General features: G+C 64.6%; 17 protein-coding genes, 1 tRNA gene and 1 pseudogene. 4 read left to right on the forward strand and 15 right to left on the reverse strand.

Annotated features, from left to right (window positions below; genetic code table 11):
- Positions 1-8: 8 nt before the first annotated feature.
- Complete coding sequence (gene nadC / locus ACWIKC_RS00150) at positions 9-872, reverse strand: carboxylating nicotinate-nucleotide diphosphorylase (RefSeq protein ID WP_454598126.1); 864 nt, start codon at positions 870-872, stop codon at positions 9-11.
- A gap of 416 nt (positions 873-1,288) precedes the next feature.
- On the opposite strand from nadC, the gene ACWIKC_RS00155 reads away from it, so the two are divergent.
- Positions 1,289-1,720 carry a fasciclin domain-containing protein gene (locus ACWIKC_RS00155; protein WP_454598127.1) on the forward strand — a complete coding sequence of 144 codons (432 nt, stop codon included), beginning with the start codon at positions 1,289-1,291 and terminating at the stop codon, positions 1,718-1,720.
- Positions 1,721-1,934: 214 nt separating this feature from the next.
- Here the strand turns inward: ACWIKC_RS00155 and ACWIKC_RS00160 are convergent, their stop codons facing one another.
- Positions 1,935-2,732, reverse strand: coding sequence for a LytR/AlgR family response regulator transcription factor (locus ACWIKC_RS00160; RefSeq protein ID WP_454598128.1), 798 nt, complete (start codon positions 2,730-2,732; stop codon positions 1,935-1,937).
- 6 nt (positions 2,733-2,738) lie between these two features.
- The gene (locus tag ACWIKC_RS00165) at positions 2,739-3,944 is read right to left on the reverse strand and encodes a sensor histidine kinase (RefSeq protein WP_454598129.1); all 1,206 of its coding nucleotides are present in this window, start codon (positions 3,942-3,944) and stop codon (positions 2,739-2,741) included.
- An 83-nt stretch (positions 3,945-4,027) separates the two neighbouring features.
- Between ACWIKC_RS00165 and ACWIKC_RS00170 the strand changes: the two genes are divergently transcribed.
- Positions 4,028-4,657: an HD domain-containing protein gene (locus ACWIKC_RS00170; protein WP_454598130.1), complete on the forward strand. Its 630-nt coding sequence runs from the start codon at positions 4,028-4,030 to the stop codon at positions 4,655-4,657.
- On the opposite strand, the gene ACWIKC_RS00175 is transcribed toward ACWIKC_RS00170, so the two are convergent.
- From ACWIKC_RS00175 to ACWIKC_RS00220, 10 genes and pseudogenes are all read right to left on the reverse strand, one after another.
- Positions 4,654-5,652 (reverse strand): PDZ domain-containing protein, encoded by a 999-nt coding sequence (locus ACWIKC_RS00175; RefSeq protein ID WP_454598131.1) that lies wholly within the window; start codon positions 5,650-5,652, stop codon positions 4,654-4,656. The genes ACWIKC_RS00170 and ACWIKC_RS00175 overlap by 4 nt on opposite strands.
- The gene (locus ACWIKC_RS00180; RefSeq protein ID WP_454598132.1) at positions 5,649-6,341 is read right to left on the reverse strand and encodes a DsbA family protein; all 693 of its coding nucleotides are present in this window, start codon (positions 6,339-6,341) and stop codon (positions 5,649-5,651) included. The genes ACWIKC_RS00175 and ACWIKC_RS00180 overlap by 4 nt, the downstream gene beginning before the upstream one ends.
- Before the next feature lie 19 nt (positions 6,342-6,360).
- Positions 6,361-7,728, reverse strand: a complete 1,368-nt coding sequence (locus ACWIKC_RS00185) for a M48 family metalloprotease (RefSeq protein ID WP_454598133.1) — start codon at positions 7,726-7,728, stop codon at positions 6,361-6,363.
- A gap of 10 nt (positions 7,729-7,738) precedes the next feature.
- Positions 7,739-8,665, reverse strand: coding sequence for an alpha/beta hydrolase (locus ACWIKC_RS00190; RefSeq protein ID WP_454598134.1), 927 nt, complete (start codon positions 8,663-8,665; stop codon positions 7,739-7,741).
- Complete coding sequence (locus ACWIKC_RS00195; protein ID WP_454598135.1) at positions 8,662-9,786, reverse strand: phosphatase domain-containing protein; 1,125 nt, start codon at positions 9,784-9,786, stop codon at positions 8,662-8,664. Before ACWIKC_RS00195 ends, ACWIKC_RS00190 begins: the two co-directional genes overlap by 4 nt.
- A gap of 1,330 nt (positions 9,787-11,116) precedes the next feature.
- A pseudogene (locus tag ACWIKC_RS00200) lies at positions 11,117-11,647 on the reverse strand (PAS domain-containing protein); the annotation flags it as partial.
- Positions 11,648-11,918: 271 nt separating this feature from the next.
- The gene (locus tag ACWIKC_RS00205; RefSeq protein WP_454598136.1) at positions 11,919-12,368 is read right to left on the reverse strand and encodes a DUF2141 domain-containing protein; all 450 of its coding nucleotides are present in this window, start codon (positions 12,366-12,368) and stop codon (positions 11,919-11,921) included.
- On the reverse strand, positions 12,365-13,081 hold the full coding sequence (locus ACWIKC_RS00210; protein WP_454598137.1) for a sterol desaturase family protein: 717 nt from the start codon (positions 13,079-13,081) through the stop codon (positions 12,365-12,367). The genes ACWIKC_RS00205 and ACWIKC_RS00210 overlap by 4 nt, the downstream gene beginning before the upstream one ends.
- A gap of 88 nt (positions 13,082-13,169) precedes the next feature.
- Positions 13,170-13,688, reverse strand: a complete 519-nt coding sequence (locus tag ACWIKC_RS00215; RefSeq protein ID WP_454598138.1) for an MmcB family DNA repair protein — start codon at positions 13,686-13,688, stop codon at positions 13,170-13,172.
- Positions 13,689-13,758: 70 nt separating this feature from the next.
- Positions 13,759-14,178: a hypothetical protein gene (locus ACWIKC_RS00220; protein WP_454598139.1), complete on the reverse strand. Its 420-nt coding sequence runs from the start codon at positions 14,176-14,178 to the stop codon at positions 13,759-13,761.
- Between the two features lie 292 nt (positions 14,179-14,470).
- Here ACWIKC_RS00220 and ACWIKC_RS00225 point away from each other — a divergent pair.
- A tRNA-Arg gene (locus ACWIKC_RS00225) sits at positions 14,471-14,547 on the forward strand.
- Here the strand turns inward: ACWIKC_RS00225 and ACWIKC_RS00230 are convergent.
- Both ACWIKC_RS00230 and ACWIKC_RS00235 read right to left on the reverse strand, forming a co-directional pair.
- Positions 14,518-15,078 carry a hypothetical protein gene (locus tag ACWIKC_RS00230; protein ID WP_454598140.1) on the reverse strand — a complete coding sequence of 187 codons (561 nt, stop codon included), beginning with the start codon at positions 15,076-15,078 and terminating at the stop codon, positions 14,518-14,520. The genes ACWIKC_RS00225 and ACWIKC_RS00230 overlap by 30 nt on opposite strands.
- 61 nt (positions 15,079-15,139) lie before the next feature.
- Positions 15,140-16,491, reverse strand: a protein-coding gene (locus ACWIKC_RS00235) for an IS3 family transposase (protein WP_454597619.1) whose coding sequence is annotated in 2 segments (ribosomal slippage) — positions 15,140-16,153 and positions 16,156-16,491 — 1,350 coding nt in all. Because the reading frame shifts where the segments join, the coding sequence is not laid out codon by codon here.
- A gap of 121 nt (positions 16,492-16,612) precedes the next feature.
- Between ACWIKC_RS00235 and ACWIKC_RS00240 the strand changes: the two genes are divergently transcribed.
- On the forward strand, positions 16,613-16,939 hold the full coding sequence (locus tag ACWIKC_RS00240; RefSeq protein ID WP_454599515.1) for a MerR family DNA-binding protein: 327 nt from the start codon (positions 16,613-16,615) through the stop codon (positions 16,937-16,939).
- The last annotated feature ends 449 nt before the right edge of the window (positions 16,940-17,388 follow it).

The following is a 17,388-nucleotide window of genomic DNA, read 5'->3' on the forward strand; positions in this document are numbered from 1 at the left end:
CGCGCGGGTCATAGGGGGGTGAAGTCCAGCCCGATATCCGCCGCGGGTGCGCTCTGGGTCAGCCGCCCGACCGAGACGTAATCGACCCCGGTCGCCGCCTTGGCGCGGATGGTCGTCAAGTCGATCCCGCCGCTGGCCTCGGTCGGCACCCGGTCCGCGACCAGCGCGACCGCTTCGCGCAAGCGTGCGGGGTCCATGTTGTCGAGCAGCAGCCTTGTCGCGCCCGCCTGCAGCGCCGGTTCGATCTGGTCGAGCCGGTCGACTTCGCAGATAATCTCCGCGACCCCGGCGGCGACCGCGCGGCGCACCGCCTCGCCCACCGAACCCGCGACCGCCACGTGATTGTCCTTGATCATCGCCGCATCCCACAGCCCCATCCGGTGGTTGGCCGCACCGCCCATGCGGGTCGCGTATTTCTCGAGATGGCGCAGCCCGGGCAGCGTCTTGCGCGTGTCGAGCAGCGTACAATCGGGATTGTCCATCGCCCGGACATAGTCGCGCACCATGGTGGCGATGCCCGAGAGGTGCTGGACCGTGTTGAGCGCGGCGCGCTCTGCGGTCAGCATGGCGCGGGCATTGCCCGACAACCGCATCAGGTCGGACCCGGCGGGGACCTCTTGGCCGTCCTCCACCAGGACTTCGATGGTGATCTCCGAGTCGAGCGCGCGAAAGAAGGCCGCGGCGATCGGCAGGCCGACGACGACGATCGCATCGCGGCTGTCCATCACGCCGGAAAAGCGCGCGTCTGCGGGGATCACGCTCTCGCTCGTCACATCCCGCCCGCCGCCGGGGAGGCCCTCGCCCAGATCCTCGGCAAGGGTGGAGCGGACGAATGCGGCCAGATCGAAGCCGGGAAGGGTGAAAGCGGTCATGTAAGCGGAGTGGCGCAGATCGGCGGCAGGCTCAAGTGCGGTGAGCGAGCGGGCCTGCAGGTCTTGTCGACTGGCGGCTTCGAGGGTTTGCCAAAGGCTGAGCGAGGATCCGATTGTGGGTGGCCAGCTGCCATCTCGGCGGATGGGAACCAGCCGCTCTTTTGCCTGGCTGACCATCCATTCAACCACTTCTTTGGTGCCGGCCGAGATACGGGATTTAGTCGGTATTGCTGACGGGCCTGACCTGGACTAATTCCATGTCGTCATCCAACTGGATGCTGGACCAGTTCCTTATGCGACCCGGGCGCTGGCCCAATTACCTTTTAACCCGGTCAATCTTGAAACACCCAAGTGCGGTGGACTGTATTCCACAGTGCAGTTTTTAATTTCTTATATTGTCAAAAAAGTCCAAATGATTGGAAATTACTATGTCATCTGCAACTCATGATATTGTTGATACTGCTGTTGCTGCTGGAACGTTCAAAACTCTCGTCGCAGCTGTAACTGCCGCGGATCTCGGCGCAACGTTGAAGGGCGAAGGTCCTTTTACCGTGTTTGCCCCGACCGATGATGCTTTCGCCAAGTTGCCAGCGGGAACGGTCGAAGACCTTGTGAAGCCTGAAAACAAGGCCAAGCTTGCAGCGATTTTGACCTATCACGTGATGGCCGGCAAAGTAATGGCCGCTGATGTCGTCGGTCAAAAGCTCGAGCCTGCAACCGTCAACGGTGCGACGCTACACGTGGACGGCTCTGATGGCGTGACTGTCAATGGCGCCAACGTGGTGACGGCGGATATCGATTGTACCAATGGCGTGATCCACGTCATTGATGCTGTGCTGATACCATAAGGTTAAACACCTTTGGCAACCCTCAATCATGCCCGGTGTTCGCACCGGGCATGACTGCTGGCTCTCGGCAATGGTCAAACCCAAAGTTGCTACGTCAGCGACGAATTAACATGCCTCAGGCGTTCCGCTGCGAGTGAGCGGCAAGCGGACGGTCTCAGTTTACGGGGTCGATTGGCTGGAACGGACCGACAGCCATGGGCCTGCGAACCTCGAATCAGTGCACGAAGCGCGCGACCACGTCGCGATAGCTGCGGCTGACCTTCACCTCGGCGCCGCTGTCGAGCACCAGGAAGCATTCGCCATTGGTGTGCGGCTTGACCTGGCGGACCTGGTCGAGATTGACGATGGTCGAGCGGTGGACGCGCTGGAACTTGCGCGGGTCGAGGCGGCGTTCCAGATCCTTCATCGTCTCGCGCAGGATCAGCGAATTGTCGCCGGTGTAGATGCACATGTAATCGCCCGCGGCCTCGATATGCTCGATCGTGTGGACCTCGACGCGGAAAATCTGGCCGCGATCCTTGATGTTGATCAGCTTCTCGTAGCGTGAGGCGGCATCGTCCTCCCCTTGCGCGAATTCCTCCGCTGCGCCCGGCGCGACTTCGGAGAGCACGTTCATCAGCTTCTCGGCTTCCTCGGTCGACTTCTTCTCGGCGATGCGGTTCCGCACCCGCTCGATCGTGTCGGCCAGCTTGTCCTCGTCGACGGGCTTCATCAGGTAGTTCACCGCATTGGCCTCGAAGGCGCGGATCGCGTGTTCCTGATAGGCGGTCACGAAGACGAACAGCGGCGGGTCGATCTCCATCACCCCCTGAACCACCGAAAACCCGTCGAAACCGGGCATCTGGATATCGAGGAACACCAGATCGGGGCGCAGTGTCTTGATCGCGCGGATCGCCTCGCGCCCGTTCTGGCAGGTGTCGATGATCTCGACGTCCTCGTGCTTCTCGAGCCGCAATTGCAGACCCTGGATAGCGAGCTTCTCGTCGTCGACGAGGATGGTGCGGATAGTCATGTTTTCCTATGCCCTTTCCGGCAATGCCACTCCGACAACGGATGAGCTGTCACCCGGTTGCCGCGTCGGCGGTGGAAACGTGCCCGGTTGGTCCGCTGCGGACTCGGCCAGTTCGTGGGGAATCTCGATCAGGACGGTGAACCCGCCGCTGTCGGGAGACCGAATCTCGAAACGGTGATCATCGCCATAGGCCTGCGCCAGCCGGTTGCGGATATTGGCCAGACCGACGCCGGTGGAGGTGCTGCGCCGCAACGACCCGATCAGCGTCGGCGGGAGGCCTTCCGAGCCGCCCTGGTTGATCCCGGGCCCGGTATCCGACACCGTCACCCGCAAGCGCCTCCCGACGATCTGCGCGACCAGGCTGATGGTGGCGCCTTCCTCCTGCGGGCTGACCCCGTATTTGATCGCGTTCTCGACCAGCGGCTGGAGCAGCATCGAAGGAATGCAGGCCTGCGAGGCGACGGGATCGACCTGGAATTCGGTCTGCAGCCGCTCCTCGAAGCGCATCCGCTCGATATCGAGATAGAGCATCAGCGTCTCGACCTCCTGCGCCATCGTCACCTTGCTGCCCGGCTGGTTGATCAGCGTGTGGCGCAGGAAACTCGACAGCCTTGTGAGCATCGCATTGGCCGGATCGCTCTGCTTGAGCAGCACCAGCGTGCTGATCGAATTGAGCGTGTTGAACAGGAAATGCGGGTTGAGCTGGTAGCGCAGCATTTCGAGCTGGGCGCTGGTGGCCTGCATCTCGAGCCGCTCGAGCCGGTCGGCCTGTTCCTCGATCTTGAGGAAATAATTGATCGCGAAATAGAGCGCCGACCAGGCACCGAGCAGCGTCAGATCCAAGAAATAGATCCCCACGAACAGCCGCACGAAGCCGGTCTCGCCGCTGGGTCGCGCCAGCTCGAGCACCCAGCTGTCGATGAAGGCGTGGATCCCCACCGCCATCACGAGCGCCAGCACGGTAGCGCTCCAGGTCACCAGCGGGCGACGGTCGATCAGCTGGCGATAGATCACCGACAGCACCAGGCTGAGCGAGAAGCCCGTCACCGCCTGGATCAGGAGGATGACGACGAAGTCGAGCGCCTGCTCGTTGGCGAAGGCCGAAATCGCGCGCAGCAGGAAAGCGCCGCCCCACCCGCCCAGCTGCAGGTACCAGAAGGCCCGGTTCTTGTTGGCGAAGAAGGGCGTCGGTTGGATGGGCAGGACCGCCATTGTGCTCAGGCCTTAGCCCATTTGCGGCTGGCTAGGCCAGTCGCTACGCTATAGGCTCGACAAGGGACCTGGAGAGAGATGCGATGGATGTGACCGAACAGACGATGGATGACGTAGCGCATGGCATGGCCGAGCGCGCGAAATTTCGCGAAATGAAGCAGGGCACCAGGGAGGACTGGGCGATCATCGGCGGCGAATACCGCGCCTTCGCCAAGGGCCTGCCCGAGCGCGTGCTCGAGCATCTCAAGCTGCTCGACGGCGATTTCGGTGGGTTTCCGGTGTGCCGGCTCGAGCATTCGCTGCAGACCGCAACCCGTGCGCATCGCGACGGACGCGACGAGCCCTATGTGGTGATGGCGCTGCTCCACGACATGGGCGACACGCTGGGCAGCTACAACCATCCCGAGGTCGCTGCCGCGATCATCAAGCCCTTCGTCAGCGAGGAACTGCACTGGATCTGCCAGAACCACGGCGCCTTCCAGGGCTATTACTATTTCCACCACCTCGGCATGGACCGCAATGCGCGCGACGCATTCGAGGGGCACGAACATTACGAAGCCTGCCGCGAATTCTGCGAGAAATACGACCAGGCGGCGTTCGACCCCGATTACCAAAGCGAGCCGCTGGAGTTCTTCGAACCGATGGTCCGCCGGGTGCTGGCGAAGCCGCTGGCGAGCCTCTATGCCAAGGCGATCGCCGAAGAAGCCGCCTAGTCCGCCCCGGCTTCGGTGGCCAGGCGGGTGAATTGGCGCGACCAGTCGGCCATGCCTTCCTTCGCCATCAGCCGCTCGACCGCGGCGATTTCGGTCTCGATGAATTCGACCCGCTCGTCCCAGCCGTCATGCGTGCGCTTGCGCAGCAGCCCGCCGCCGTGGCGCGGGCCCCAGCGGCTCATGAAGCGCGCGGCGGCGTGCGGATCGTAGCCGGCATTGGCGAGCAACCAGGGCATCAGCCGGTCGGCATCGCGCTCGGTCAGCCGGACCAGATCGCGCGGGCGGCCGAGGGGCTCGAGCAGGGCGCGATGGCGCAGCAGATTGTGCGCCAGCTCATGCGCGACCCCGGCGGCGAATTCGTCCTCCGGATAGGCGAAACCGGGGAAGTCGCGCCCGAACAGCACCCGCGAGCCATCGGCCACCGCGCGCGCGCCGCTGGCGAGTACCTCGAAGCGGCTGGCGCAGGCGGGGATGCCCGCGATCGATGCTTGTGCCGCAGCTGCGTCCGGACGGGCCCATTCGAGCGCGACGGGCTCCTCGGTCAGCGCCGAATCGAGCCTATCCTTGATATTCACCAGCCGTTGCCACTCGGGGTCCGAGCGCGGGAATGCCTCGTCCAGAACTTGGCCGCCGAGCGAAAGCAGCGTGTCGTTGGCGGCGATACCGGCCAATGCCGCGGGCGAACCTGGCGCGACCGCCTGCACCCCGATATCGCCGGACAGGCGCAGTTCGCTACGGACCTGCGCCGGTTCGCTATAGGCGGCGGCGTCGTGGAGCAGCATTCCGATCGCCGGAGCGGCGCTGTCGCAGAAGGGCGCATTGCCAGTGACCAGCCGCCAGCCGGCGGCGAACAGCCGCGTGTCGCGCGCCTGCAGATCCGCCACTTCGCCGAGCGGTTCGGCGGTCACGGCAGCCGCTGGCGCGTGGAGCGGTTGCGCGGCCAGCGGAGTGGCGCTTGCCAGCGCCAGCGCGGCAAGGGCTCTGCGGCCGATCACGCCGGTTCGTCGGCGGCGACAGCCTTCGCCAGCGCGTCGTAACCGACCGCTCCCTGGAGGACCTGCGATCCGGTCACCCAGCTCGGCGTGCCGGTAAAGCCCAGCTGCTGCGCCAGCCCCATGTTCTGCGCCAGTTCGAGCGTGACCGCCTCGGTGGCGGCAAAACGTCGCGCCTCGGCCAGATCGAGACCCGCCTTTCGCGCCGCGGCCTCGACCGTTTGGGGCGAGGGCGGGCCGAGCTCGAACATCGCGGTGTAGAATTGCGGGTATTTGCCCTGCTTCGCCGCGGCGAGCGCCATGCGCGCCGCTTCCTCGCTGCCATCGAAGATCGGCCATTCGCGGACCACCACCCGCAATTCGGGATTCTCGGCGATCAGTTTCTGGACGTCGGCCTCGGCGGCGCGGCAATAGGTGCAGCCGTAATCGGTGAACTTGACCAGCGTCCGGCTGCCCTGCGGATTGCCCAGCACCGCGCCCGGGAAAGGGGTCTCGACCTCGTCGGCGACCTCGGCCAGCCGCCCCTCGGTCTCGCGCTGCTGCAGCGCCCCGGCCATTTCGGGCAGCACGTCGGGGTTCGCGACCAGATAGTCCCGGACCTGCGGATTGCCGAGCCCGCTCAGCGAATACAGCGCCGCGCCGGCAAAGCCGAAGACCAGCGCCAGCAGTGCGGTTAGTAGATGCGTTTTCATTGTTCCTGCCTTCGGCCCGTCAGCGTCGTCCGCCGTCGCGATCGGTCTGCTGCTCGATCAGCGCGCGGGCCTGCATGCCGATATCCTGCGCCCGCAGCCAGTCGGGCGTGCCTTCGGGGAGCCCGGCTTCGGCGGCCTGCGCGCTGCGCAATGCCATCGCGTATTCGCGGTTCATCACCTGTTGTTCGGCGCTGGCGAGCCGGGCGCGGGGCATGTCGCCGCGCGCGGCATAGACCACGCCGAGCTGGTACCAGGCGAAGGGGTTGTAGCGATCGCGTGCAACCGCGGCGCGAAGCACCTCTTCGGCTTCGGCGAAATTGTCTTTGTCTTCGGTCGCGATCAGCGCGTGGCCGAACAGCGTGGCGATCAGCGGTTCGGATCGGGTCAGCTCGGTGGCGCGGCGCAGCGACGCCAGCGCATCCTCGGCACGGCCCGATTCAAGCAGCACCTGGCCGCGCAATTCGAGGAAATAGGGGTCTTCGGGGTCCAGCGCGATCAGGCTGTCGGTCTCGTCCAGCGCTTGCTCGACGCGCGCGGCCTTGTGATAGGCATAGGCGCGGGCATAGCGCGCGGGCACGCTGGTGTCGCTGGCCGGGAAGCTGTTCAGCGTGCGCCGCGGTTCTTCCAGATAGCCCGAGAGCTTGGCCTTGATCCGCCGGAAGCGCCGCTCCAGCCGCGAATCGTCGGGCGCTTCCCAGGCAGCATCGCGCTGATAGGTGTCGCGCAGCCGGGCGATGCGGTCGCCCGAGAGCGGGTGGGTGCGGGTAAAGGCGGCCTCGTCGCTCTGGCTGTAGCCATAGCGGAATTCCTGGTTCTGCAGCTTCTTGAAGAATTCGATCGAACCGCGCCCCGAAATGCCGGCGTCGGAAAGATATTGCGCGCCGGCGGCATCGGCGGAGGATTCCTCGCCGCGGTTGTAGGCCAGGAACGAGCCGAGCGCGGCGCGCTGGCCCGCCATCATCACGCCCATGGCGGCATCGCCCGCCCCGGCGAGCGCAGCGCCCAGCCCGGCGATCAGCGACAGGATCGAGATGCGGCTCGCCGCGGCCATACCGTCGCCGCGGCGGATGACATGGCCGCCGGTGATATGGCCCAGTTCGTGCGCGACCACGCCCTGCACCTCGTTGGCGGTATCGGCGGCGTCGATCAGTCCGCTGTGCAGATAGACCACCTGGCCCGCCGACACGAAGGCGTTGATCGAGGGATCGTTGATGATCACGATATCGACATTGCCGGGCTCGAGACCGGCGGCCTCGACCAGCGGTGCGGAAAGCTCCTGGAGGAAATCCTCGGTCTCGGCATCGCGCAGGATCGATTGCGCGGCGACCGGCTGGGCCGCCAGCGCGAAGAGTGCCCAAAAGGCAAAGACATGGGCAAGGATGCGCATCAAGGCCGTGCTAGCGGTTTTCGCCCTGAACCGGAACTGAAGCCTGTTCGGTCCGAACAAGGAATCGAAGGATGTCGTCGCGCAGTTCCGGCTTGCGTCGCCACGGGCTGGCGAGCCTGACTAGCACATCGCTGTGATCGAGTCCTTCGTAGTAATGCGTCTCGACCGGGACCCCGGCCGCTTCGAGCGCTGCCGCGAGCGCGCGGGTGTTGCGCGGCTTGACCGTGGTGTCCTCGCTGCCGGTCAGCAGCAGCATCGATGGCGCTTGGGGGCTGACATGGTTGATCGGCTGGGTCGCTGCGGGGTCGGGTGCGCCGCCAAAGGCCGCGCGGGTCGAATCCTTGTCGAAGGGGAAGAAGTCGTAAGGCCCGGCCATGCCGACCACCCCGCGAATCGCCGAGGCAGGCACTCCCTCGGCCGCGAGCCAGCGCGGTTCGAGCGCAACCTGGACGACATTGTAGGCGCCCGCCGAATGGCCCGCGAGATAGATCCGCTCGGGATCGCCGCCATATTGCGCGGCATTGGCGTGCAGCCAGCCAATCGCCTGCGCGGTGTCCTCGAGCATGGCCGGGTAGCGCCCCTCTTCGCCCAACCGATAACCCGCCAGTGCGACGACGAAGCCCTCGGGCGCGAGCGAGCGGGCGACGAAGCTGTAATCCCTGGGATCGCCCCAGTCCCAGCTGCCGCCATGGACGAACAACAGCACCGGCGCGGGAGTGGCGGTCTGCCTCGCGCGATAAAGCGATAGTGTCTGCGTCGGCGCATCGCCCAGCCGGACCCGCGCGACGCGCTCGACATCGCGGGTGCCGCCGGTCACCCGGTCGATCGTATCGAGCAGGGCGACGCTGTTGACCTGCAGCGCGATCCAGAACGCGAGACCGCCCAGCGCCAACAGCGCCGCGATCCCGCCCAGCGTCCATGCCACCATCCGGCTCATGCCTCCGGGGTATCGGCCGCGGCGGCTGCGCTGGCAGGCTTCTTGACCGCCTCGACGATCCGCTCGGCCTCGCCGTCATGCGCTAGCCCGATGGCGCGCAGGAACTGTTTCCCGCTGGTGTAGCTGTCGCCCAGCCACAACGGGACGTTCGCCGCCTCGATCATCGATTGCGCGACGATTTCCGCGGGGCTGAGCGGTTCGCCCGCGCGGCGGATGAAGACCGCGCGCACCCGCCCCGGATGGGTCGCGACCACCTCCGAAAAGGCCAGCAAATCGCCCTGCGAATCGTCGCCGATCAGCGCGAACTGCAGCGAATCATAGGTTTCCACGATCTTCGCGATCGCCGCGATCTTGTGCGCGCCGTGGCTGCCGCTGCCGAAGGTCTCGCGGTTGAGCCCCCAGTCGCGCAGCATCAGCGGGCCCAGCGGCAAGCCGCGACTCTTTTGGAAGGCGACCAGATAGGAGAACAGGTTCCAAGGGCTCGACGAGACGTAGAAGAAGGGATGATGCGTCGCCTCCAGCCGGTCGCCGGTGTGGGTCTCGTGGGCCTTCAGCACCGCGCCGCCGCCCAGCGCGTTGTAAAACACATCGGCATCCGGCACCAGCAACCGGTCGTCGGGCAATTCCATCACCACCCGCCGCCAGTTGCGCACGATCTTGCGTAAACTGCCGGTGATCCCGGTCTCGATGATGGTGTCGTCGATATCCGAAATCACGCCGAGCGCCGCGTCGCGCCCGGGCGCCAGCACATGACCCTCGACGCATTGCTCGCCATCGTGCGTGTTCCAGCGGAAGGCGACCACTTCCCACTCGCTGTGCGCGGCCAGTTCCCATTCGGGCGCTAGCCGGATGTCGAAATGGACGAAGCCCTCGTGATCGGTCACGCCCTGATGGTGGAAGCTGCGCCCGTCGCGATGCTGGATTTCCAGATCGACGGGCAGGTCGGCCACCTCGTGCGAGGCGAATTGCGACAGCATGGTGCGCACCGCGCGCAGGCGTCCGCTCCTCTCGAAGCCGGGGCGCGGCGCGCGCAGCGCCCGGGCCGAGATCGTCAGCCGCTCGCGATTGCGACAGCCGAAATAGGGCTGGATGCGGACGGGCTTGGTCGGGAACAGGGCCATCGCACCGCGCTAGCTTGGCGGTTCGCGGCTGGATAGCCTTTGGTTTGGGTATTTCGGGTGAGGTGGCGGTTCAGCCGAGCAGCTTGCGCGCGGCGCGTTCGACCAACGGGACATCCTCGGGAATCTCGCCCACCACCAGCAATTCGCCCTCCTCGGTGCGGCGGACCATCACCAGCGCGAACTCGGCGCCTTCGGGATCGAGGTCTTCGAACGCCAGCGGTTCGATGCCGCGCAGCTTCTTCGCGAGCGCTTCGCGCACTGTCGCACCATCGTCCACCGTCTCGCCCGCTTCCTCGCGGCGTGCGCGGCGCTCGGCCTGGACCACGCCCTTGAGCCCGCCCTCGGCATCGCCGAGATAACGCGCGAGCGAGCCGCGCCCTACCTGCAGACGGTGCGCATGGCTCAGCACTGCGGCGTATTCGGTCAGCCTCGTCTTGTCGTAATCGGCACCGAAGACCAGCTTGACCACCGGCGTCATCGGCGCGCGTTCCTGGACCTTCAGGCCGCTGTCGGCGATCAGCTCCTGGAAGCCCTCGGGATCGGCGGCGGCCTCGAGGCTGAAATCATAGGCGCGCCCGACCGCCTGGTAGAGCGCGTCGCGGCTGCGGTCTTCGCTCGAGCTGGCGACCAGCGCCAGTTCGCGCGCTTCGGCGAGGCAGTCGTAGAGGCCTTCGGCTTCGCCAAGGCTCTCGGCTGCGCTCTGGGGTGCGTCGTCGGAGTGTTCGGTGTCGAATGTGTCGATGTCGAATTCGTTATCGACCGTGGTGTCGCTGTCGGTCGAAAGCGGCGCTGCGGGGACGAAACTGACTTCGGCTTGCCGCTCCTCGGGCTCATAGGCCTGCGGCACCGGCGGTTCGTCATCCTCGGGATAGGCCGAGGGCATTTCGAGCGTCGGGCGTGGCTTGGTCCCGCGCCCGATCAGCGAGGAGAGCCCGACGCCGACGCTGTCGTCGGCAAGCGGATCGACGACATCGTCGACATCTTCCAGTTCGGGTTCGTCGTAATCGTCGTCGAGGCCGTAGTCCCGCGCGGTTTCGCCGATGGGCTTGCCGCGCCATTCGGCCTCGGACGAATCTGCTTCGTCCTCTTCGTCCTCTTCGTCGTCCCAATCCTGCGCTGGCCAGTCGGTCCGGTACGCATTCGCACCGCTGCCGAAGGCCGGCACGGGCAGCTCGTCCGGTTCGCGCTGGGTCGGGATTGCTTCGCCGCCCGCAACCTCTTCGGCCGGAACGGTCAGTTCCAGCGGGGCATCGTCCTGTTCGACGCGCTGTTTCAGCTCGAGCACACCGTGTGCGAGGGCAGCGTCTTCATCGTCATCCTCATCCGCCGCAGCGTCGGCTCGGAGCGCCTGTCCGATCTCGAGCAGCAATTCGTCGGCGGTCTGCTGGTCGGCGACTTCCTTCCAGTTGATCACCCCGAAGATGAAATCGATCGTCTCGTCGTCGCTCGAATAGGGCAGGAGGATGCCGCGGTAGAGCGCGGTCGCACCGCGCTGGTTGACGAATTCCGCCTCGAAACCGATCGGCGCCTGGTTGGCGAGGATTTGCATGTAATGGTCGGTGATGCGGCTGAGCAGCGAGCGCGCTGGAATCTCGGAGACCGCATCGATCGCGTGAATTTCGTCTTGGGCGTTGCATTCCTCGGCCAGCCGCTCGCCAAGGTATTCGATCGCGGGATTTTCCACCCCTTGGGTGAAATCGAGCAGGACCGAATAGGGCCCGAAATCCTTCAGCGAGGCGGGATCGAGATCCTCGATCGAGGGAAAATTGCGGTCGGCCAGCAGGCTCGACCAGTGATTGTAGGCGCGCACCTGCATGCGGCGCTCGTCCTGCCCGACGGGCGAGGGCGGGCCAGCGTCGATGGTGTCTTCTTCTTCGCCGTGGAAGTCGGGGCCGGACGAATCCTCGCCAGAATAATCGGGGCCAGAATAATCGGAGCCGGAATAGTCTGGCTCGTCGTCATACGCCCCGCGCGAGCCGAAAATGCCGCCTAGCCTGTCCATCGTCGATGCTGCCCCTGAAAAGCCTGCCTTGAAAGGCGTGGTGGTCTGCACCTTGCTTTTGACGGGCCGTGGTAAACATATCCCTAACCATCGGGCTCCATTTCCCGCGCCATTGCCGCGTGGCAGGCGGTCAGAGCATGTAACGCATCTTGATGGCCATCGACTTGGGGGTTTCGGCGACTTCGAAGACCGCGTCGTCGAAGCTCGGCGGGCCCATGCGGACCTTGGCATCGCGCGAGAAACCGAAGCCCTCCTTGGGCATCATCCCCAGCGCGCGATCGGCCTTGCCATTGCCGTTCTCGTCATGGAGCAGCGCGATCGCATACCGCCCCGGGGCGACATCGGGAAAGGTGACGGTGACCTGGCCCTTGCGTGCATCGACCACCGCGCGATGCGACGGCGTCCCGCTGCGGCACTTGGGAAAGCGCGCCGGATCGCCGGTCATGCAGGCGCGCACCAGCCCGTCGGCATTGCGCAATTGGGTCACGGTGACGGTGACATCGGTCCCCAAGTGGGGGTGCCCGGCGGCGGTGGCGAGCGCCGCCATCGGCAGCAGAAGCAGGGGAAGGGCAAATTTCATATGGCGCTGCTCAAACCCTTGTCGGTGCCGCAAACCCTATCCCAGAAGCGGAAATAAAGCCCGTAATTGCAGCGGTATTCTTCGTGGTGCCGCTGATGGTGGCTGGCGGTTATCAGCCAATTGCCTAACCGCGAGTGAACCAGCCGGCGCGGAAACATTTCCCAGCCCATGTGGTTGGTCACCCCCATCACCGTCATGATTGCGAGCACGAGGCCCAGCATGGCGACATGGATCGGAACCACGAACACCAGCAGCGGGATCACGAAGGCCCCGGTCAGCGCCTCGTAGGGGTGGAAGCTCATCGCCGCCCAGGCGGTCGGCGGGCGACTGGCATGGTGCACCGCGTGCATCGAGCGAAACAATCTGGGGCGGTGCATCCAGCGGTGCGACCAGTAGAACCAGGTGTCGTGCGCGAACAGATAGAGCAGCACCGAGAGCGGGATATACCACAGCGGAAAGTCCTGCCAGCCGATGTAGATCTGCGTCCAGCCGCGCTCCTGCCAGCCCCAGCCGACGATTCCTGCCGGGATGCCGTAGATCGCCGCCGAAGCCAGCGACCAGAAGATTTCGCGCCGCATCTGCGGGCCCAGTCTGGCATGGTAACCGGGTTTGCGCCGCGAAGTCAGCCAGGCGAAAAATCCGCTGGTGGCGAGATAGCGCAGCGCGACGATCAGCGTCATCGCGAGCGCGGAGAGAAGGATGGCGGCGAGCATGTCGGCCCCGCCTATGCCGCAATCCGCGCGGGCAGGACAGGGGTTAGTGCAGCCCCGCTGCGTCCGCCATGCCAACTCGCGGCGGCATCTATTCGCCCAGCCCCCAGGGCGCGCAATCGGGATCGCCGGCGACGGTCAGCCGCCGCAGCGCCGCGCGCGCCAGCCGCTCGACCTCGACCTTGCGCCGCGCCGCGGCGAGCGGGTGGAGCGGGGCGGGGCGCAGGATTTCCGCATCATAGCCATCGGCGACGATCACCCCGCAGCAATCGGGGCGGTAGTCCTCGCTTTCGAGCGGCCCACGATCGAGCCCCGGTGGGAGCCCCCAGAAGAAGCGGTCGCAATGCTCGAGATAATCGGGCCATTTGCCATCGGCGAGGAGATCGCCCCGCTGGACCTTGATCTCGACGATGATGACGCGGCCCTTGGGGTCGACCCCCATGAGATCGGCGCGCCGGCCGTTGCGCAGCGGCATTTCGGGCAGGCACCAGATATCGTTGCGCGCGAACAGCCGCGCAATCCCGCGGCACACGGCGCGGGCGGTGGCGGCCTCGCTGTCGGGCGCGCGGGTCTCGGAGCGGGAAAGGGCAGGTGCAAGCGAGTCGGCCATGCCGCAGCGCTGGAACAAAAAGGAAACTTCGTCAAGTTCGCGGGGGATCGCCCCGCGGGAAATCAAGCGCTCAGGCGGCGGTGAGCTCGGGCTCGACGAAAGCGCAGATCGCCTGCCGCGCGGCGTGGAACTCGCGCCACAGCGTCAGCGCCGCGGCGGTGGTGTCGCGGCCCTGGTCGGCGGCTGCGATCAGCGCGCGCAGGCCCGTCTGCATCACCAGCGCGAGATCGTCGATCCCGTTGGCGGCCGCCTCGCAGCGCCAGCCCCCGGCATGCGCCGCGCGTCCGGGCAGCGAGGCGATCGCGCCGACCGGTCTCTCGTGCGCCAGCTGTGCGAGTTGGGCCACCGCATCGGCGGCATCGTGCAGCGCGTGCCAGCGCGCTTCGAGCTCGACGGCGAGCAGCTCGGGTGCGAGCTCGGGTCCGGACTCGCCGATCGGCGGCAGCATGGTGGCGTGGGCGAGGTCGAATTCATGGCGGAGCGCGTTCATCACACCCCCAGGGCTAGACCAGCGAGCTTGCCAAATCGCTAACGCGAGCACCTCTGTGCGCCAGCGATAAGCGCTGGCGCGAGCGGATACGCTTTGCTAGAGCGCCGCTCCACCGTCTGGCCAGCATGCACCCGTAGCTCAGCTGGATAGAGCGCTGCCCTCCGAAGGCAGGTGTCAAGCAGTTTTGGCGTGTAGATTTGAAGGAATTTGTGGCAAAATGAGAAGCTTAGGCGAATAGAAGGATTGGGTTCACATCTCAATTCTTTCCGCGTAAGCATTGCGTAAGCACAATGCACCCGTAGCTCAGCTGGATAGAGTGTCGCCCTCCGAAGGCGAAGGTCACAGGTTCGAATCCTGTCGGGTGCACCAACCTACTACGGAAGTGCGCACCGGTGCCATAGTGGCACCGGGCGTGCTTACCGCCTGGATCAGGCTGGCTACCGGCCCGCGGACAGTCAGACGCTCCTTCGTCATCACGACCTCGCTGACAAACGCCTGGACGTAGTTCTTACGCAAGGTGGGATTGTCCGGATCCGTCAGCTTTTCCTTGAGGCCTTTGGCGAAGACAGCGATTGTTTCCGCATCGACCCGATCATGCTTGTTGCCGCACTGCCGATCGAGAATGGCGATTTCGTTGTCGAGCGCGCCGCGCCGAGCTTGATGGCCCGCCAGACGCTTTTTGAGATCCTTGTCGTTGGGATCGACGAGACCTGCCTCGATCGATTCGAACAAGCGCTGGATTGCCATCTCCGCAGCTGTGCGTTCGTTGCGCAACGTCACGATCTCGCGCATGCGCTTGGCATCCGCGCCGGCTGACCGCTCGAGAAGCTGCGCGAGCAGCTTTTCGAGACGAGCGGGATCGAGCAGCCGCTTTTCCAGCACGCCGATGTCCGTCGTCAAAACATTTGGCACAACTCGCGGCGTAGGATTGCGGAGTGCGGGCCTCGTCTGGGTTTGATGTTTAGGCGGCGAGCTTGCGGTGTTGCAAGCGCCGATGTTCGAGTGTCTTTCGCTTGATCCTTTCTCGTCGTTTGATGATGGCGGGAGCCCTGCCGAAGTAGGCATCGGCAGGCGTCACGTTGTCGAGGCTTTCGTGATAGCGCTGGTGGTTGTAATGCTCGACGAACGCCTCGATCTGCTGTTCGAGGTCGCCAGGCAGGAAGTAGTTTTCGAGCAGCACGCGGTTCTTTAGCGTTTGATGCCATCTCTCGATCTTGCCCTGGGTCTGCGGATGGAAGGGTGCACCGCGCACATGGCTCATCCGGTTCGCTTCGATGTATTCGGCCAGTTCCCCGGCGATGTAGCTGGGACCGTTGTCGCTCAGCAGACGTGGTCTGTGCAGCACATTGGCATGGTCGCAGCCTGAGGCTGCCAGAGCCATGTCGAGCGTGTCGGTGACGTCCTCGGCTCGCATGGTGGTGCAGAGCTTCCAGGCGATGATGTAGCGCGAGTAATCGTCGAGCACGGTCGAGAGGTAGACCCAGCCCCACCCGATGATCTTGAAGTAGGTAAAGTCGGTCTGCCACATCTCGTTGGGGCGCATGGTCTGGGTGTGGAACGCCTCTGCCGCCTTGATCACAGTATAGGCCGGACTGGTGATCAGATCGTGGGCCTTGAGCAGCCGGTAGACGGTGGCTTCCGACACGAAGTAGCGCTTCTCGTCAGTGAAGCGCACCGCCAGTTCCCTTGGGCTGAGGTCAGTCTGCTCCAGCGCCATCTCGACGATCTGATCCTGAACCTCGGGTGCGATCCTGTTCCACACGCGGATCGGCGTCGATGACCTGTCTGCCAGCGCCTCCGGCCCGCCTTCAAGGTAACGGTCATACCAGCGGTAGAAGGTGCGCCGTGCGACGCCGAGCTGGTCCAACGTGCGCTTGGCCGGGAGATGCGATTGCTCAACGATCCTGATGATCTCCAGCTTCTCGGATGCGGGGTATCTCATGCGTCGTCTCCCCCATCCGCGATCATGCTTTTTTTGAGCAAGCGGTTCTCCAGGATGAGGTCGGCCACGCATTCCTTCAGATCGCGGGCCTCACGGCGCAGATCCCTGACTTCGTCCGTAGTCGCTGCACGGGCGGTGTCGCCAGCCAGGCGGCGTTTGCCGGCCTCCATGAACTCCTTGGACCAGGTGTAGTACAGGCTCTGGGCAATGCCTTCCTTGCGGCACAACTCAGCTATCGAGTCATCGCCGCGCAGGCCTTCCAGCACGATCCTGATCTTGTCTTCCGATGAAAAATGCCGACGGGTCTTGCGGCGGATGTCCTTGACCACCTGCTCGGCAGGCAATTTGGACCTTGAGGATTTGGGCTTCATCTTCGTTCCTTCGTCACTACGACGAAGCCCAAATCCTCCTTAAATCACAACCTCAAATCTGTGCCATAGGTGCTGACGGGGGACAGGCTGCAATATCGAAACGATCCGTTATTACGAGAACATCGGCTTACTCAATCAGTCCGAACGGACGACGAGCGGCCACCGAGTGTATTCTCCCGAAGATCAGGCACGGCTAGGGTTCATCCTGCGCGGTCGGGAACTGGGGTTTTCAATCGACGAATTGCGCAGCTTGCTGAGTCTCGTCGATTCTCACGGCTATACCTGCGGCGAGGTGCTGGAGCTGACACGCCACCATATCGCAGGTGTGAAAAGCAAGATTGCAGATCTGATGAAGCTTGAGCAAACCCTCTCGGAAGTGGCGGCGCAATGCGACGGCGCCGATGTGCCCGATTGTCCGGTAATCGACGCGCTCTGGGCGCGAAGCTAGCCAGTGTTTGTGAGTCCCTTAATATTATTGACAACTAGACAAGTGGCGGAAGTCGATCAAGGTTACTCAAGCCCAGCGCCGCAAATCCCAGTTCAAGGATGCCCTATTCAACTAGGCTCAATCTCTTGCAGCGATCAAGGCCGAGGATCAGCAGGCGTCGGCCATGGTGACCAATCCTGCTAACATCTTCCATGGGCGCCTCTTTCGCTAGTGTTGTGTAAACACCCCCAACCAGGGCACATGGATGCCGTCAGGGGGCACCACCCGTCGCCTCAAAGTTGCCATAGGCTGAGGTCGGACGGCGGAAGAACCGAGCGGTCCGCTTTTGGGGAAGTGAGACTTCGACCTCCTATGTCCGGGATCGGGACGAGAAGCTGCCGCCGACTTCGCCTATACAAACGGTTAGTCTTTGGAACCGCTTCCAGACAGACACAATGGACGAATTCGAG

Source organism: Qipengyuania sp. SM2507 (assembly GCF_053714505.1).

What these genes read in the sequence shown, in the direction of transcription:
- ACWIKC_RS00180 (WP_454598132.1), bottom strand. Translation starts at nt 6,341, where the DNA reads ATGAAAACGCATCTACTAACCGCACTGCTGGCGCTGGTCTTCGGCTTT.
- ACWIKC_RS00205 (WP_454598136.1), bottom strand. Translation starts at nt 12,368, where the DNA reads ATGAAATTTGCCCTTCCCCTGCTTCTGCTGCCGATGGCGGCGCTCGCC.
- nadC (WP_454598126.1), bottom strand. Translation starts at nt 872, where the DNA reads ATGACCGCTTTCACCCTTCCCGGCTTCGATCTGGCCGCATTCGTCCGC.
- ACWIKC_RS00210 (WP_454598137.1), bottom strand. Translation starts at nt 13,081, where the DNA reads ATGCTCGCCGCCATCCTTCTCTCCGCGCTCGCGATGACGCTGATCGTC.
- ACWIKC_RS00185 (WP_454598133.1), bottom strand. Translation starts at nt 7,728, where the DNA reads ATGCGCATCCTTGCCCATGTCTTTGCCTTTTGGGCACTCTTCGCGCTG.
- ACWIKC_RS00160 (WP_454598128.1), bottom strand. Translation starts at nt 2,732, where the DNA reads ATGACTATCCGCACCATCCTCGTCGACGACGAGAAGCTCGCTATCCAG.
- ACWIKC_RS00170 (WP_454598130.1), top strand. Translation starts at nt 4,028, where the DNA reads ATGGATGTGACCGAACAGACGATGGATGACGTAGCGCATGGCATGGCC.
- ACWIKC_RS00220 (WP_454598139.1), bottom strand. Translation starts at nt 14,178, where the DNA reads ATGAACGCGCTCCGCCATGAATTCGACCTCGCCCACGCCACCATGCTG.
- ACWIKC_RS00215 (WP_454598138.1), bottom strand. Translation starts at nt 13,688, where the DNA reads ATGGCCGACTCGCTTGCACCTGCCCTTTCCCGCTCCGAGACCCGCGCG.
- ACWIKC_RS00190 (WP_454598134.1), bottom strand. Translation starts at nt 8,665, where the DNA reads ATGAGCCGGATGGTGGCATGGACGCTGGGCGGGATCGCGGCGCTGTTG.
- ACWIKC_RS00165 (WP_454598129.1), bottom strand. Translation starts at nt 3,944, where the DNA reads ATGGCGGTCCTGCCCATCCAACCGACGCCCTTCTTCGCCAACAAGAAC.
- ACWIKC_RS00195 (WP_454598135.1), bottom strand. Translation starts at nt 9,786, where the DNA reads ATGGCCCTGTTCCCGACCAAGCCCGTCCGCATCCAGCCCTATTTCGGC.